We start from the raw sequence: 15,857 nt of genomic DNA, 5'->3' as shown, positions 1-15,857 counted from the left end.
TTAAATGATCATTTTTTCAATGGGCACTACCAGTATGCCTTGTGCGCCTGCTTCTTTGAGACTTTCAATAATGTCCCAGAACTCATTTTCATTCAGCACACTGTGTACGGAGCTCCAGCCGGCTTCTGCCAAAGGCAGTACGGTAGGGCTTTTCATGCCGGGCAGCAGGCTGATGATCTTTTCAAGGTTATCATTCGGTGCGTTCAGCAGGATGTATTTATTATTCTTGGCCTTGCGAACGGCCCGCATGCGGAACAGCAGTTTGTCCAGCAGCTGCTGCTGCGCGGCAGTGAGGTCCTTATTGGCCACCAGCACCGCTTCACTTTTCAACATCACTTCCACTTCCTTCAGGCCGTTCATAAACAGCGTGGAACCGCTGCTTACCAGGTCACAGATAGCATCTGCCAGGCCAATACCGGGGGCTATTTCCACGGAGCCGCTGATCTCATGGATCTCAGCCTGCACCTTATGTTTCTTCAGGTAATCTGCCACGATCACGGGATAGGAAGTAGCAATGCGCATGTTGTGCAGGTCATTGATACCATTGTATTCCACGTTCTTGGGCACTGCAATGGAAAGGCGGCATTTACCGAAGCCCAGCTTCTCCACGATCTTTACCTGTTTTTCCTTTTCAAATACCACGTTCTCACCTACCATACCAATGTCGGCCACGCCATCTTCAACGTACTGCGGAATATCGTCATCGCGCAGGAAAAAAAGTTCCAGGGGAAAGTTGCTGGCTTCGGTTTTCAGGCGGTTCACGCCATTGTTCACGTCAATGCCGCACTCTTTCAGGAGTTTCATGGAATCGTCGTGCAGGCGGCCCGACTTCTGTACTGCAATTTTTAACTTGGCAGACATAACTGGTATTTGTTTAAGGTGTTTTTTTAAATGGCTCCCGGTAGCACCAAACAAAAAGGGCCTACCGTTGCGGTAAGCCCTTGAATGTCAATATATTGTGCAGCACAATATCATCCCAGCCTACCGTTTGGTAAGATATGATGGTGATGATGGATGTGCACGTTTGCTTTCATGATGGCACAAAAGTAATAACTATTCTCAACTATCAAAAGATTTTTTCATTTTTTAAAACTCCTTCAGGAAAGACGGCGGTTGCTTAACATTTTGCTAACACCGGAGCCCATGGCGCGCCTTACTGCCTACCTGCCTTCATCATATCCGCCGTCTGGTAAAGTACTTCCGGGATTTCCGCCAGCGTGGAATAATGTACCTTCTCTCCCAGCCCATAAAATTCCTGGAAGCTCATGATGAGCGGCCGCCATTTATCGGGATCAATGCGGTTGGGATGCCCATCCATCATGAGTTGCGGCAGGGCGTGCACCCGGAGCATGCGCAGTTCAAAGATGAGGATCCTGCCACGCAGGTCCGGGTCTTCCAACCCGGTAGTGTGCACTGCTGCAAGCGATGCCTCCAGTTGCACCGGGCATTCCAACACCCGGGGTGCTGCTACCAGCTGTCCTGCCTGCGGTGTAAGACCTGCCGTTTCAAACTTGCGGGGCTCATAGCGATAATCACGTTTTAGTTTGGCGGCCGGCACGGGATTGCTACCGGTGGTCTTGGCCAGGCGGTTCACGGCAAAAGCTTCGTTTACCGAGGGCAGGTTTAGTACACACTGGCGGGTACGCAATAAATTCTCTGCTGTTTTAGCGCTGGCGCTTACGCCGATGATAGCCCGCCAGCCCAGCCAGAACACGGAGGAAATGGGTGCCAGGTTATAGGTATCGTCTTCATTACTGGTACCCACCAGGACCACCGGTGTGCCGAAATACAAAATAGACGGTGTGCAAACATGATGCATATAATAAAAGGTTTTAGAATGGCCGCTGTTACTGGTGCAAAAGTTCAACATCCGGCGCAGGTGTAAAACCCGATTCTTGCTATCTTCCAAAACCTGCTGCTATGGCGCACTGCGCGGCGCACCCAAAAACAGAGCCGGCACAGGTTTACACCTGCACCGGCTTTGCATCGATACTGTCCTATGAAATTCATGTCCCGGATAGCTGCGTGCCTGGTAATAAGCACTATTGTCAGCTTCCTGCATATAAGACTGCCATGGAAGGCTTTCGTTTAAAACCCCGGCGTTAGGATTATGTTAAAGGGAGAACCCTTACCTTTAGCCCGTTGTAACCAAAATCCTCGTATGGACCTCGAACAATTCCGGCGGCATTTTGAAGCAGGACTGATCTCCGAAGAAAGCCTCAAAAAAGTAACCCTTGCCGAAACAAACCGCCACTTTTCTGTCCACTGGGAACTGAGAACACTGCTCTACCTGGGTGTAGTGTTGCTCACCACTGGTTTGGGCATCCTTATTTACAAGAACATTGATTCTATTGGACATGAAGCGATCATCACGGCCATCGCAGTGGGCTGTGCTGCCTGTTTTTATTATACGGTAAAGCGCAAGCCAGCCTTTGCCTGGAGCAAGGTACAATCGCCGGACACTTTTTATGACTACATTGTATTGCTGGCTTGTACCCTGCTGGTAACACTGGCGGGCTACCTCCAGTTCCGTTATACTTTGTTCGGCACGCATTACGGGCTGGCGCTGTTTCTCCCGATGGCGGCACTTTTCGTTTGTGCGTATACGTTTGACCACCTGGGTATCCTGAGCATGGCCATCACCGGCCTGGGTGCATGGGTGGGCGTGGCACTTACACCACTGGACATCCTGCGCAATAATGCCTTTGATAACCCAGTGTTCCTGTTCAAAGCCATTGCCCTGGCGGTGCTCCTGGTGCTACTTGGCCGGGTTTCCGGCACAAAGCAATGGAAACCGCATTTCGCTTTCACGTATGAGCACTTTGGCATCCACCTTTTCTTTATTGCCACCTACGCAGAGATGATCCTGGAAAGGCCTGGCCATTATGCATGGTTCCTGCTGCTGGCAGCCGGCGCGGTCTACGTATACTGGCTGTCCATGCGCAGTCATTCCTTCTACTTTCTCACGCTTATGGCATTATACAGCTACCTGGCCGTATCTACGATCATTATGCAAGTGTGGGATCAATATGTTCCCAAAGGCGAATGGGTAGGGCCACTCTCCTTATTGTTCATGTACTTTATTGTTACCGCCATACTACTGATCCTGTTACTGGTACGCTGGCACAAAAAACTGAAACAAGATGATCGCATACCATAAGCAGCAGTTGGATAACCGGGCAATACAGGAAGACGTCGTCGCGGCCTTCCGGCGCAAGGCCATTACAGCGGAGGAAAAACAGGCTATCATAAATGCATATCCCACCAGGGGGTATTCTCCTCATTTTGCTATCCGCGTAGGGCTGTTTGTGCTGACGGTTGTAATTGCCATGTGCGTGCTGGGCATTGGAGCGCTTTGCATGATGAGTGGGCTTGACAGCGAAGCTGCACTGCGCTCCCTGTTGATCATAACGGGACTGGTTGCTTATGGCGGTATGGAATTTTATATCAGCCAGGGGCACTTTCATTCCGGTGTGGATGATGCGTTGCGGTGGACGAGTGCAGGGTTATTGCTGGCGGGCATGGCCCCGTTTGAGCGTGATACAGAAGCTACCCTCCTGGCGGTAAGCTGCGTTTTAGCAGGCTTATTCACCTTGCGCACGGCAGATCCGCTGATGGCAGTAGCGAGTTTTCTCTCGCTGCTGGGCAGTGTTTTATTTTCCCTTCACCAGGATATAGCAGGCCAGTCCACGCTTCCTTTTACAGGAATGGCTTTATCCGCCATTGTGTACAGCGCGATGCGTTACCTGCATCACAAGCCGGCCTGCCGTTATTACAAAGGAGTATTCCCCTGGGTGCTTACCGCCAGCCTGCTTACCTTTTATATGGCAGGCAATTATGCGGTGGCAGCCGCCATGACCGGTAATCCGTACGAGGGCAATGCGCCGGCCCATATGCCCTTTTACTGGACATTCACCGCATTAGTGCCCGTCGTGTATATCTTCCTTGGCATCCGTTTTAAAGACGCCATCCTGCTGCGTACCGGGCTGGGACTGGTGGCAGCGGCCATCTTTACGGTGCGCGCTTATTACCATGCGTTGCCACTGGAATGGGCGCTGGTGATAGCAGGGGCCGTATTGATCTTTATTTCATATATGCTGATCCGTTACCTCAAAACGCCCCGGCACGGCTTCTCCGATGAACCGGGGGAGGACGCTTCCCGCTTTACAAAGCTGCAACTGGAATCATTGATCATCTCCCAAAGCATGCAAGCCCCCGCTGCACCGCAGGATCATTTTGACTTTGGCGGTGGCAGCGGAGGCGGTGGTGGTGCTGGTGGCACGTTCTAAGCCATGGTGATTTTATTCCTGCCAGCCTTGTAGCCTGCTGCAGCATAGTAGAGGATAAATAAATACAAGGGTAACATGATAATGTAGGCATAACGGCTGGCATGGCCGGTGGTAAAACCTGCATCGCCCTGAAGACCATCTACCAGCTGACCATACAACCACGGAAATATAGCGCCGCCGGAAATGCCCATGATCAGCATGGAAGAGGCGGTCTTGGTGAATTTTCCCAGGTCTGCCAGTGCCAGTGGCCAGATGGAAGGCCACATCAGGGAATTGGCCAGTCCAAGCATTGCAATAAAGGCAATGGAAACATAACCATTCGTGAGCACGGCGCCTATCGTAAAAGCCACGCCCAGTGCGGCGCTGATAAGCAATGCCTTTTGTTGGGAGAGATAACGCGGGATGGTTACTATGCCAATGATGTAACCCACCACCATAGCACCCAATGCACAGGCGGTGAAGTACTTGGCCTTTTCAAGGCTGATGCCAAGGGAGTTGCCGTATTTAATAATGGAGTCACCCACCATCACTTCCACCCCTACGTAAAAGAACAGCGCCAGCACACCGAGCACCAGGTGCGGGTACTGGAATACACTGGTTTTCTCTCCCACTGCGGCGGTGCCGGTTTGCTGCTCCGTATCCAGCTTCACTTCCGGCAGGTTAGAATAATAGATCATTATAGACAGGGCTACCAGCACTACCACGATCACTGTATAAGGCAGGATCACCTTGGCCGCCATGGCATCCAGTTCTGCAACCTTTGCCGCGGGCGACATATGTACCAGTGCAGCCTTCAGGTCATCTGCTTTTTCCAGCACTACGGCACCCAGCACAATGGGTGCCAGCACGCCCGCTACTTTATTACAGATGCCCATAATGCTCATGCGCCTGGCTGCGCTTTCCGCAGGCCCCAGGATGGTGATGTAAGGATTGGAGGCCGCCTGCAGTACGGTGAGACCAGTGGCCTGGATAAACAGCCCGATGAGGAATAACGGGTAGGCGCGGGCCAGGGCAGCAGGTATAAACACCAGCGCACCAATGGCCATGATGAGCAGGCCTACTGCCATGCCGTTCTTAAAGCCAAAGACCTTCAGGATCCAGGTAGAAGGGGCGGCCATCACCACGTAAGCAATGTAGAAAGCGGATGTAACGAGGAAGGCCATGGCGGTAGACAATTCACAGGCGATCTGTAAATACGGGACCAGCACGGAATTCATCCAGGTCACAAATCCGAAAATGAAAAACAACATGCCGATGATGGCGATAGGATTGATCCCCCTGCGCATGGTGCCTTGCGCAGACATGGTTACTGAATTCATAAAAGCCGCTGGTTTTGGTTGAAAGAATAATTGAAAAATGAAAAACAATAGAAACACACGGATTGCATTACTGCAAGATCAAATACAGGCCGCACATTCAATGTACAGCTTAAAAACGGCAAATACACGCCATTTATTAGAAAATTTCAAAGATAAATCGACTAAATGCGCTTTTTTCACCAAAAATTTTCTAATAAATGCGAATTATTTTTAACGCAAACGTTCGCGCCAGCGTTGGCATTTTTGAATTTTTCCAAATTCCAGGCCCGGATATACACTTTATAAAACGTATTTTGTACATTTATTAACCACAACCGTCGGAAACTATTAGCAATTCATTTATCAATCTTATTCGTTACCAATGAAAAAGCACCTTGCACGGCTGGGTTATTCCATGCTGGCTGTCACGTTATGTAATTCGGTGTATGCACAAACCGCTACTGTAGTTGCCAAACCATCCAACGCCACTTCCAATGCTTATTATGTGAGCAACAAGGCGCCCCTGGCACAACAGTATTTCGTAAAACTTCCTGTCACCGCCATCACACCCGGCGGCTTTGTACGCAAGGCCCTGGAGCTTCAACGCGATGGCCTGGCCGGCAACCTGGGTGAGATCAGCATCTGGCTTACCAAAACAGACAATGCCTGGCTGAATAAAGAAGGCAAAGGCAAGTACGGCTGGGAAGAGCTCCCCTACTGGCTGAAAGGCTACGGCGATATGGCCTACGTACTGCACGACGAAAAAATGCTGAAAGAAACCAAATTCTGGATAGACGCTGTGCTCAAAAACCAGCGCGATAATGGGGACTTTGGCCCCAACGTGGAGAAAGGCCCCGGTAAGCGCGATCTCTGGACCAACATGCCCATGCTCTGGTGCCTGCAATCGTACTACGACTATTCAAAAGACCCGCGCGTACTGCAGCTGATGACCAAATATTTTAAATGGCAGCTCTCCATCCCGGATGATAAATTCCTGGAAGACTACTGGGAAAACAGCCGTGGTGGCGACAATATGTACAGCGTGTATTGGCTGTATAATATTACCGGTGATAAGTTCCTTCTGGACCTGGCCACCAAATTAGATAAGAACACGGCTAACTGGCGCCAGGCCAGCAACCTGCCCAACTGGCATAATGTGAACATCGCGCAGTGTTTCCGTGAACCGGCACAATACTACCAGCAAAGCAAAGACACGAACGACCTGCATGCCACGTATAACGACTTTTACCTGGTGCGCAAAATTTACGGACAGGTGCCAGGCGGTATGTTTGGTGCCGATGAAAATGCCCGCAAGGGTTATGATGATCCCCACCAGGCGGTGGAAACCTGCGGCATGGTAGAGCAGATCACTTCTGATAACATGCTCACCACCATTACCGGGGATCCGCTCTGGGCGGAGAATGCAGAAGATGTGGCTTTCAATACGCTTTCTGCCGCGTTCACACCGGATTACCGCGCACTGCGCTATCTCACGGCGCCGAATATGATCATCAATGACGGCAAGAACCATGCACCGGGCATTGCCAATGAAGGCCCGTTCCTGATGATGAACCCCTTCAGCAGCCGCTGCTGCCAGCATAACCACGGTGCAGGATGGGTGTACTACTCGGAGAACAGCTGGATGGCCACCCCGGATAATGGCCTGGCCGCACAGCTTTACTTTGAAAACAAAGTAAAGGCCAAAGTGGGCAATGGTAAGGAAGTAAGCATTACCCAGGCTACCCACTATCCTTTTGACAGTGATATTGAAATGACGGTGAACACCGCATCTCCCGTAGCTTTCCCGCTGTACCTGCGCATCCCTGAATGGTGCAGGGGCCCGGTGGTAAAAGTGAACGGCAAGGCACTGGATATTGCGGCTAACGCAAACGGCTATATTAAAATTGACAACAAGTGGAAGAATGGCGATAAGGTATCCATCAACTTCCCCATGGAATTGACGGTGCGTACGTGGGATCGTAATAAGAACAGCATCAGCGTAAATTACGGCCCGCTCACCTACTCCCTGAAAATACAGGAAGACTACACCAAGACCGATGGCCGCAATAACGCACAGGGCGACGCCGGCTGGCAGCCTGGCGCTGATCCGCAGAAGTGGCCTTCTTTCGAGATCCATCCCGGCTCTGCTTGGAATTATGGACTGGTGGTAGACAAGGCAGATCCGTCCAAATCATTCAAAGTGGTGAAAAAGGCATGGCCTAAGGATAACAATCCCTTTACCAATGCCAACGCACCCATAGAGTTGATCGCCACAGGTAAGCAATTGCCCGGCTGGGGTATTGATGAACATGGGCTGGTAGCGGTAGTGCCGCAAAGCCCTGTACAGACCAGTGAACCGGCAAAAGAGGTGACGCTGGTGCCAATGGGTGGCGCACGATTGAGGATCTCCGCATTCCCCGTAGTAGAATAGGATTGTGGATTTTTGGTATAAACTTAAATGGCTGCATGATGATCATGCAGCCATTTTTTTATTGGGTTAGTAATTTGAATAATGCAGTATTGAGATAGAAATTATCGCGCCCTACTTTGACCTTGCCCAATATCTTGTCGTCTACCAATTGTTCCAGGTTATAGCGCAACATCAGGTCTCTGATATTTCCAACCAGCAATACCCCCTCTTTTGCAGCGGGCGTGATAAAGGCCGCTTGCTGTACATCGCTTTGATATATCTCATCAAAAGTTGCAATAATGTTTTCAATGGCCGAACTGTCTTTTGCCTCTTGCAAGGTGAGTGTCTCTAAGATGATGTTCTCGTTTGGCAGGCTGCTGATGCCCCCTTTAAGCTCTGCCAGGGCCTTGTGCGCCACAGCCGCCTTTTTAAAGGACGGTCCTGGTTTCCAGCTCAGCCTGCAATGGTAGCGGCATTATTGTATAGTCACCCATATCCAGATATGTGTCAAAATCACCTGCTTTCGTTTTCCTTTCTCTACCTCCATCCCCCGCCCAAGCTCCTGTACAAATTCACTACCGCCTGCAACTGCTGCAGCTTGTCGCTCACGTGATTTAGCTGTGCGGCCAGCAGGCTTTGTTCAGAAGTAAGTACGTCCGTATAATTTGTGGAAGATGTGTATTTCAATAACTCCTTCGTGTACTCCACCGCCTTTTGCAGGTAATCGATCTGGTGCTGGCGCAAGGTCATTTTTTCGGATGCCGCTTCATAATTGTACAGTGCATCAGACACCTCCTGTCCCGCGGTAAGCAAGGTTTGTTTAAAGGAGATCAGCGCCTCGACCTGCTGGGCTTTGGCTACTTCCAGGCGTTGCCTGTTCAGTCCCTGGTTAAGGACAGGCTGGGTAAGCCCACCCACCACGCTGCCAAACAACGCCGGCGCGTTGAAAAAATCGGAAATGCTGGTGCTGTACATGCCTCCCTGTGCCGTAATGGTAAGCGATGGGTAAAAATAAGAACGGGCCACGTTCGTCAGTTCAAAATAGTTGCGGTATTGATACTCCGCTTCCTGCACATCCGGCCGGTTTGCCAGCAGCTGTACGGGCAGGCCTACACGAAGATCCTGGTACACCGCCTGGTCCATCAGGCTATCCCGCGCAATCGGGCCAGGATTACGCCCCAGCAACAGGCTGATGGCATTTTCCGTTTGCCGAATGGATTGCTTCAGGTCCGGGATGGTTACTTCTGCGGCATAGCGGTTGGCTTCACTTTGCACTACGGCGGCCCCGGTCACTACATCACTTTCCTTGAGGGTCTTCATCGTGGTTACGTCCAGCTTGCGGTTCTCCACCGTTTTGGTAGTGATCTGCAATTGGGCATCGTAGCCCAGCAGCAGGTAATAGTTAGTGGCAATGTCAGACACCAGCTGTGTCATCACGGCGCGGCGGTAGGCTTCACTTTGCAGCAAAGCTGCCAGGGTAGCGCGTTTAGCGCTGCGGTATTTTCCCCAAAGGTCTGCCTCCCAGCTGCTGTTGGCGCCCAGCTGGTATTGTTCATTGTGTGCCGCGTTGGTATTGGTAGGCTTTTGTAAGGTGGCCGTGAGCCCCGCGGACAGGGTGGGGAAAAAGGCATCTTTGCTCTGGCGCAGGTTTGCCTGGGCAGCGCGCATGCGGGCCATGGCCACTTGCAGATCCAGGTTATGCGCTATGCCCTCCGTAATGAGCGACTGTAATACCGTATCGGTGAAAAGCTGCTTCCATGGCAGGTTTGCCAGGTTGGTACTATCTACCGTGCGCGTAGTATCTGTTGTCTGCGTACTATCCCGGTACAATCCTGTGCTCACGGCTTCCGATGGCGTGTGGTAGGGTTGGGCCACCTTACACGCTGCCCCCAGTAGCAATAAAAATATAACAAGTGCCCATTTCATAGTTGCATGCATTGAAAGTTTAAGAATGTGCGGGTGCCTGTTGATCGCCGGTTGTTTCATCATCATCTGCTTCAAACTTTTTCTTTTTCCTGCTCCGCAATTTTTCCTGCAGTCCCTGGAAGATCACAAACAGCGTAGGGATCACGAACACGCCCAGCAGGGTACCAAACAACATCCCACCAATAGCGCCGGTACCGATGGAACGGTTCCCCTTTGCCCCTACCCCGCTGGCAAACATCAGGGGCATAAGACCAAACACAAAGGCAAAGGAAGTCATTAAAATAGGCCGCAGGCGCGCCTTTCCACCTTCTATGGCCGATTCCAGCAGCCCCATGCCCTTGGCCCTGCGCTCTACCGCAAACTCCACGATGAGGATCGCATTCTTTGCCAGCAGGCCTATGAGCATGATCAGTGATATCTGCACATAGATGTTATTATCCAGGTTAAAGATCTTTGCAAAAGCATACACGCCGGAAAGCCCTACCGGCAGGGACAGGAGCACTGCAAAAGGCAGGAGATAACTTTCATACTGCGCGCTCAGTAACAGGTATACGAACAGGAGCGAGAGCACAAACACATACAGCATCTGCGAGCCTGCGTTCTGCTCCTCGCGGGAAATACCCGAGTATTCAAAACTATAGCCTTGCGGCAGTGTTTCACTGGCCACCTGCTGGATGGCCTGGAGCGACTGGCCCGTGCTGTAACCCGGGTTGGGAGAGCCATTCACAGAAATGGAGGAGAACAGGTTAAAGCGGTTCATACTCTCCGGCCCAAAGATGCGCTTCATGGTGATAAATTCCGTGATGGGTGCCATACCATTGGGCGTTTTAACCGAGATGCGGTTCAGCCCCAGCGTAGTAGAACGGTAGTTGGTATCGGCCTGTATGATCACACGGTATTGCTGTCCAAATTCATTGAAGTTGGACACATAAGAACTACCGTAAAATGACTGCATGGCGTTGAGCACATCCGTTACCATAATGCCTGCATCCTTACATTTGGCCACGTTCACATCCATTTCGTATTGCGGGAAATTGGGATTGAAAGAAGTGGCGGCATACTGGATCTCCGGCCGGTCGTTCAATGCTCCCAGGAAGGCCTGGCCCACTTTATAAAACTCATCGACGGAGTGCGCGCCCCTGTCCTGCAGTTGCAGTGTAAAACCGCCACTGGTACCAAAACCCGTGATGGTAGGCTGCTGCATGAACACCAGGCTGGCCGGGTGGAGGTAAGCCGTGCGGGCCGTCAGTTGTTTGATAATATCATCGTCACTCACGCCTTTACGCTCGTCCCAGGGTTTCAGGCGGATGATGATAAGGCCATACGCACTACCCGTACCGGCAATGAAGTTCTGGCCCAGGTTGCGCAGCGTACTTTGCACTTCCGGGATGGTATGCGCAATGCTGTCTACCTGGTTCTCAATGGCCGTTACCCGCTCCATGGACGATGCCGGTGGTAGCGATACATTGGCATAAATGATACCCATATCCTCCTTCGGGACAAAGCTTGATGGTGTGTTATTGAGCAGGAAATAAAACAACCCGCCAAAGAACGCCACTGCTATCCACACCAGCCATCGCTTGTGCGACAGGAAGGTCACGGCCTTGCTGTATTTATCTGTCATGGCGTTATAGCCGGCATTAAATGCTACGCCAAATCTTTGCATGAGGGTACGCTTCTCCCCTTCCTTCCCGTGATCCGGTGGCTCGAGGAAAAGCGCTGCCAGCGCTGGGCACAGCGTTAACGCATTGACAGCCGAAATAATAATGGCAATGGCCAGGGTGATCCCGAACTGCCGGTAAAATACCCCTGCCGATCCTGTTACGAACGTCACTGGCAGGAATACGGACACCATCACCAGCGTGATGGCCACGATAGCGCCGGCTATTTCGCTCATGGCATCTTTAGCCGCCTTTACCGGTGATTTATAACCGCTTTCCAGTTTTGCATGCACAGCTTCCACCACCACGATCGCATCATCCACCACGATACCGATAGCCAACACCAATGCAAACAGGGTAAGCAGGTTTATACTGAACCCAAACAGATACAAAAAGAAGAAAGTACCAATGATGGACACCGGTACGGAAATGCCGTGGATAATGGTAGAGCGGAAATCCTGCAGGAAAATGAAGATCACCAGGAACACCAGCAGGAAACACTCGACCAGCGTATGTACCACTTTATCAATACTGGCATCCAGAAACAGGTTGATGTCCACCATATAAGTGTAGTGAATACCGGCCGGGAAGCTTTGGGATGCCTGTTCCAGTACTTTCTTACAATCGTTGATCACATCGCGGGCATTGGAACCAGGGGTCTGGTTGATCGATATACCCACCGATTGCTTGCCATTTGTAGTGGTAAAGCTGTTGTAAGTCTGGGAGCCCAGTTCCACGCGGGCAATATTTTTTAAACGCAGGTATTGTCCGTTGCCAATAGATTTAATGATGATGTTCTCAAACTGGTCTACCGACGTGAGGCGGCCGCTGTAGCGGATCACATACTGGAAGCTCTGGTTATCATTTTCACCAAACTTACCGGGGGCTGCGTCCACATTCTGTTCCGTCAGTGCGTTGGACACATCGTCCGGCGTAACGCCGTATACGGACATTACATCCGGTTTCAGCCAGATGCGCATGGAATAGGTCTTGGCAGAACCAAACACGTTGGCCGCGCCCACGCCATTCACACGTTGTAACTGCGGGATGATGTTGATGGCGGCGTAGTTCTGTAAAAAGGTCTGATCGTACTCCGGCTTATCACTGTAGATGGACATGATGAGCAGGTTACTGGTTTGCTGCTTGCGCACGGTTACGCCTACCCGGTTTACTTCCTGTGGCAGCAGTGCGGTGGCAGCGGATACACGGTTCTGCACATCTACCGCGGCCTGGTCGGGGTCCCGGCCCACATTGAAATAAACCTGGATGGTGCCCACACCATCATTGGTAGCGGTAGACGTTACATAGGTCATTCCTTCCACTCCATTGATCTGCTGTTCCAGGGGCACAATCACGCTTTTCTGCACCACGTCTGCATTAGCACCACTGTATGTAGTAGATACCTGCACCGTGGGTGGCGCAATGTCGGGGTACTGGGAGATAGGCAGTTTTACCACACCCAGTACACCCAGCAGTACAATTAATATGGAGATCACCGTGCTTAGCACGGGCCGTTCTATAAATATTTTCAGCATCACTCTTGGCTTTGACTGGCTTGGAATACACGTTGGAGGCTGTCTGCATTGGCAGGCTTGGCAATGATCTTCGTACTGTCTTTAAGGTTATTACCACCTATCAGTACCCGGTCGCCATTTTTAAGCCCCTGCTGCACGATCATAAACTGCCCGTCGTTACTGGGCACGCCCACAATGGCGGTACTTACCACCATATCATTGGGCAGCACCACGTATACAAAGCGCTTGTTCTGCAATTCATACGTGGCGCTCTGAGGCACGAGCATGGCGGTATCAATAATGCGGGGCAGGCGGATGGTGGCACTGGCCCCACTGCGGATAATGCCGTTCGGATTAGGGAACAAAGCCTTGAGACTGATGGTACCGGTTTCTGTGGAGATAAGCCCACTGGCCGTTTCTACGCGCCCTGTTTGCGGATAGGGCGAACCGTTTGCCAGCACCAGGGTGGCGGGCGGCAGCTGTTTCAATTTGTCTTCCCAGGTATTGCCTTTGAGGCGCTGTGACAGGTTGAGGGATTGTTTTTCGTTCAGGGAAAAATAGGCATACACATCGTTGATGCTGGACAGCATCGTGAGCGGATTGGTAGTAGTGCTGCTCACCAATGCCCCTATTTTATAAGGTATGAGCCCTATTACCCCGTTCATGGGGGCACGCAGGTAAGTGTAGCCCACGTTCGTCTGCGCATTGGCCAGATTGGCCTTTGCCTGGGCCAGTGCGGCCTCCTTGGATTCCAGCGTGTACTCGGCCGATTTTAGCTCGTAAGCGCTTACAATGTCTTTTTCTACCAGCGGCCTTACCTTCTCCACGTCCATGCGGGCGGCATTCACATCGGCCACAGCACTTTTAATGGCGGCATTAGCGGTTACCACGGCCTGTTCATACACCGGATTGCTGATCTTAAAGAGCAGTTGCCCTTTGGTTACCGTGGCGCCTTCATTTACATAAATGGCTTCCACATAGCCGTCTACTTTGGGGCGGATCTCAATGACCTGCTGGCCTTCAATTACGGCCGGGAACTCGTTGAAGATGGTGGCCCGTTGCGGTGATACGGTAAGCACCTGGTACACTTTGGAGCCGCCTTTCTTATTATTGTTGCCCTGCTTTCCTTTGCAGGCCGGCAACACAGCGGCCCCACACAGGACCGCACAGGCGATGGTTGCATGTAATCTCATTACTGCGCTTTTTACTTTATGTTTCGGCGTACTTTATCGGCAGGCAAAGAGAAATGATTGGTAGAACAGCGGTAGATACTGTATGCCTGCTCTTATAAAGATACATAATTATGGTGTCCGTTTTAATTCCATTCTAATCCTGTTCTAATGTAACCCCAGCGCGGGTTTCATTGCTCCGCAACCTACACAATTTTTGCACCAGCAGCCGGCATGGCATAGTTATTTACTGTTAAGCAAAAAGAAAAGCCGCTACAGGAGCGGCTCTTTTTCTTGGGGCAACAAACGGATTTATCAACCGAAACAATTTCACTTCCGGAGGGGCGGCGTGATGGTAAACCCAACGTCGCCATGGAACCAGCGGGCTGCCTGGCCAGCCAGCCAGAGGTAATAATCGCTGCCCAGGTGGGATGGAATGCCTACAAACTGCCCATCTCCATTCCCGGGTAGCTGATCGCTGGTATTGCATTTAAAAATGGCCGTGCCTTCATTCACTTCGTCAAACATGGCAATGTAGAGCTGCTTTGCACCTGCATCGTGGCAGGCGGCCACCTGCTGCCAGAAGAAGCGGCCGTCATCGCGGGGAATGCTGGTGGCCTGCGGGCCATTCATATTCCGCCACGAAAAACCGGGAAAGGCCAGTGGCACATAGTCAACCCCGTTCGCCTTGCACCAGGCCATATCTTCCGCCAGGAGCGACTGGAATTCCGGATAGCTGTCACCGTTATACCGCCCCACAAACCAGGGAGCCACCAGGTCTGCCTGCCGGATAATGCGGTGCAGTGCACTGTCTTTCACCGCATCGCTGCCCAGCGTACGCCAGTAAGTGGGCACGCCCAGCATAATGCTGAAGCCCCGCTGCTTTATGCCCTGCACTAAACTATCCGCCTCCACGAAGCCGTAACGCCGGTGGTCATTGAACCCAATGCCCCATACCACCACCAGCGGCTTATTGCGGTGATGCAGGTAAGTACCGTGCTGCAGGTCGTACCGGTGGGAAAGATCATCCAGGTCGCGGAGCACAACAGCACATTCACCTGGCTGCATACCACTGAGATCATACATGATGCAAATGGCACGGTCATACCTGCGGGATGCGTCCATGGCATTATCCAACACCTTGTTAAAGTGGCGCCGCCCGCTCTCATTGCGGATCTCCGCCACAAAGCGCTGCATGAACACACCGTCAATACCATAATCTTTCATCCACTTGAAATGCAGGAACACCGTTTCCTTATCATAGGCGCTGAACACGCGGGCCGTGCTGCCATCTGCATACTTAAAAGGCGTGGCGTAGGTTTTTTTGTATTCGCGGACATCCGGCCAGAGATCTATTTCACAGGAGCCGGGCGCAAATACCCCCCGCCTTGCATAGTGATGCCACCCGCGCCCGGCGCCATCTTCGGGTGTATTGAACCATCCCTGGTAACCGGCCATTACCAGGCCGTTGTAACTGGGATAACGAATGACAGTATGCGCGGATTGCGCACGCATACTGCCGGTTAGTGAACATAAGAACAAGATAGATACGATGATCTTCATAGTATACGCATAGTTTCCGTAATATAA

Annotated in this window: 11 protein-coding genes; 3 read left to right on the top strand and 8 right to left on the bottom strand. The window is 51.6% G+C overall.

Features of this window, described 5'->3' with window-relative positions; genetic code table 11:
• Together hisG and DCC81_RS12295 are read right to left on the bottom strand one after the other, a co-directional pair.
• Positions 1–861, bottom strand: coding sequence for an ATP phosphoribosyltransferase (gene hisG, locus DCC81_RS12300; protein WP_108686920.1), 861 nt, complete (start codon positions 859–861; stop codon positions 1–3).
• Positions 862–1,153: 292 nt separating this feature from the next.
• The gene (locus DCC81_RS12295) at positions 1,154–1,819 is read right to left on the bottom strand and encodes a flavin reductase family protein (RefSeq protein ID WP_108688228.1); all 666 of its coding nucleotides are present in this window, start codon (positions 1,817–1,819) and stop codon (positions 1,154–1,156) included.
• Between the two features lie 342 nt (positions 1,820–2,161).
• Here DCC81_RS12295 and DCC81_RS12290 point away from each other — a divergent pair, with 342 nt between their 5' ends.
• Positions 2,162–3,160 carry a DUF2157 domain-containing protein gene (locus tag DCC81_RS12290; protein ID WP_165806561.1) on the top strand — a complete coding sequence of 333 codons (999 nt, stop codon included), beginning with the start codon at positions 2,162–2,164 and terminating at the stop codon, positions 3,158–3,160.
• The gene (locus tag DCC81_RS12285; RefSeq protein ID WP_108686918.1) at positions 3,144–4,289 is read left to right on the top strand and encodes a hypothetical protein; all 1,146 of its coding nucleotides are present in this window, start codon (positions 3,144–3,146) and stop codon (positions 4,287–4,289) included. The genes DCC81_RS12290 and DCC81_RS12285 overlap by 17 nt, the downstream gene beginning before the upstream one ends.
• On the opposite strand, the gene DCC81_RS12280 is transcribed toward DCC81_RS12285, so the two are convergent.
• Complete coding sequence (locus tag DCC81_RS12280; protein WP_205686323.1) at positions 4,286–5,608, bottom strand: sugar MFS transporter; 1,323 nt, start codon at positions 5,606–5,608, stop codon at positions 4,286–4,288. The genes DCC81_RS12285 and DCC81_RS12280 overlap by 4 nt on opposite strands.
• A 361-nt stretch (positions 5,609–5,969) precedes the next feature.
• Between DCC81_RS12280 and DCC81_RS12275 the strand changes: the two genes are divergently transcribed.
• On the top strand, positions 5,970–8,018 hold the full coding sequence (locus tag DCC81_RS12275; protein WP_108686917.1) for a beta-L-arabinofuranosidase domain-containing protein: 2,049 nt from the start codon (positions 5,970–5,972) through the stop codon (positions 8,016–8,018).
• Between the two features lie 58 nt (positions 8,019–8,076).
• Here DCC81_RS12275 and DCC81_RS12270 read toward each other — a convergent pair whose 3' ends face one another.
• The 5 genes from DCC81_RS12270 to DCC81_RS12250 form a co-directional block, all read right to left on the bottom strand.
• A complete protein-coding gene (locus DCC81_RS12270; RefSeq protein ID WP_205686322.1) occupies positions 8,077–8,415 on the bottom strand; it encodes a Fic/DOC family N-terminal domain-containing protein in 339 nt (112 codons plus the stop codon).
• A gap of 119 nt (positions 8,416–8,534) precedes the next feature.
• Positions 8,535–9,923, bottom strand: coding sequence for an efflux transporter outer membrane subunit (locus DCC81_RS12265; RefSeq protein ID WP_240612972.1), 1,389 nt, complete (start codon positions 9,921–9,923; stop codon positions 8,535–8,537).
• 19 nt (positions 9,924–9,942) lie between these two features.
• Complete coding sequence (locus DCC81_RS12260) at positions 9,943–13,119, bottom strand: efflux RND transporter permease subunit (RefSeq protein WP_108686915.1); 3,177 nt, start codon at positions 13,117–13,119, stop codon at positions 9,943–9,945.
• Positions 13,119–14,291: an efflux RND transporter periplasmic adaptor subunit gene (locus DCC81_RS12255; protein ID WP_108686914.1), complete on the bottom strand. Its 1,173-nt coding sequence runs from the start codon at positions 14,289–14,291 to the stop codon at positions 13,119–13,121. Before DCC81_RS12255 ends, DCC81_RS12260 begins: the two co-directional genes overlap by 1 nt.
• 306 nt (positions 14,292–14,597) lie before the next feature.
• Positions 14,598–15,830 carry a glycoside hydrolase family 71/99-like protein gene (locus tag DCC81_RS12250; RefSeq protein WP_108686913.1) on the bottom strand — a complete coding sequence of 411 codons (1,233 nt, stop codon included), beginning with the start codon at positions 15,828–15,830 and terminating at the stop codon, positions 14,598–14,600.
• Between the last annotated feature and the right edge of the window lie 27 nt (positions 15,831–15,857).

This window comes from Chitinophaga parva, from assembly GCF_003071345.1.
GTDB classification, from domain to species: Bacteria; Bacteroidota; Bacteroidia; order Chitinophagales; family Chitinophagaceae; genus Chitinophaga; species Chitinophaga parva.
This window is presented reverse-complemented; position numbering and strand designations above follow the sequence as displayed.

Excerpts from the sequence above, each read along its gene's own strand:
- hisG (WP_108686920.1), bottom strand. The coding sequence starts at position 861 with ATGTCTGCCAAGTTAAAAATTGCAGTACAGAAGTCGGGCCGCCTGCAC.
- DCC81_RS12295 (WP_108688228.1), bottom strand. The coding sequence starts at position 1,819 with ATGCATCATGTTTGCACACCGTCTATTTTGTATTTCGGCACACCGGTG.
- DCC81_RS12290 (WP_165806561.1), top strand. The coding sequence starts at position 2,162 with ATGGACCTCGAACAATTCCGGCGGCATTTTGAAGCAGGACTGATCTCC.
- DCC81_RS12285 (WP_108686918.1), top strand. The coding sequence starts at position 3,144 with ATGATCGCATACCATAAGCAGCAGTTGGATAACCGGGCAATACAGGAA.
- DCC81_RS12280 (WP_205686323.1), bottom strand. The coding sequence starts at position 5,608 with ATGAATTCAGTAACCATGTCTGCGCAAGGCACCATGCGCAGGGGGATC.
- DCC81_RS12275 (WP_108686917.1), top strand. The coding sequence starts at position 5,970 with ATGAAAAAGCACCTTGCACGGCTGGGTTATTCCATGCTGGCTGTCACG.
- DCC81_RS12265 (WP_240612972.1), bottom strand. The coding sequence starts at position 9,923 with ATGAAATGGGCACTTGTTATATTTTTATTGCTACTGGGGGCAGCGTGT.
- DCC81_RS12260 (WP_108686915.1), bottom strand. The coding sequence starts at position 13,119 with ATGCTGAAAATATTTATAGAACGGCCCGTGCTAAGCACGGTGATCTCC.
- DCC81_RS12255 (WP_108686914.1), bottom strand. The coding sequence starts at position 14,291 with ATGAGATTACATGCAACCATCGCCTGTGCGGTCCTGTGTGGGGCCGCT.
- DCC81_RS12250 (WP_108686913.1), bottom strand. The coding sequence starts at position 15,830 with ATGAAGATCATCGTATCTATCTTGTTCTTATGTTCACTAACCGGCAGT.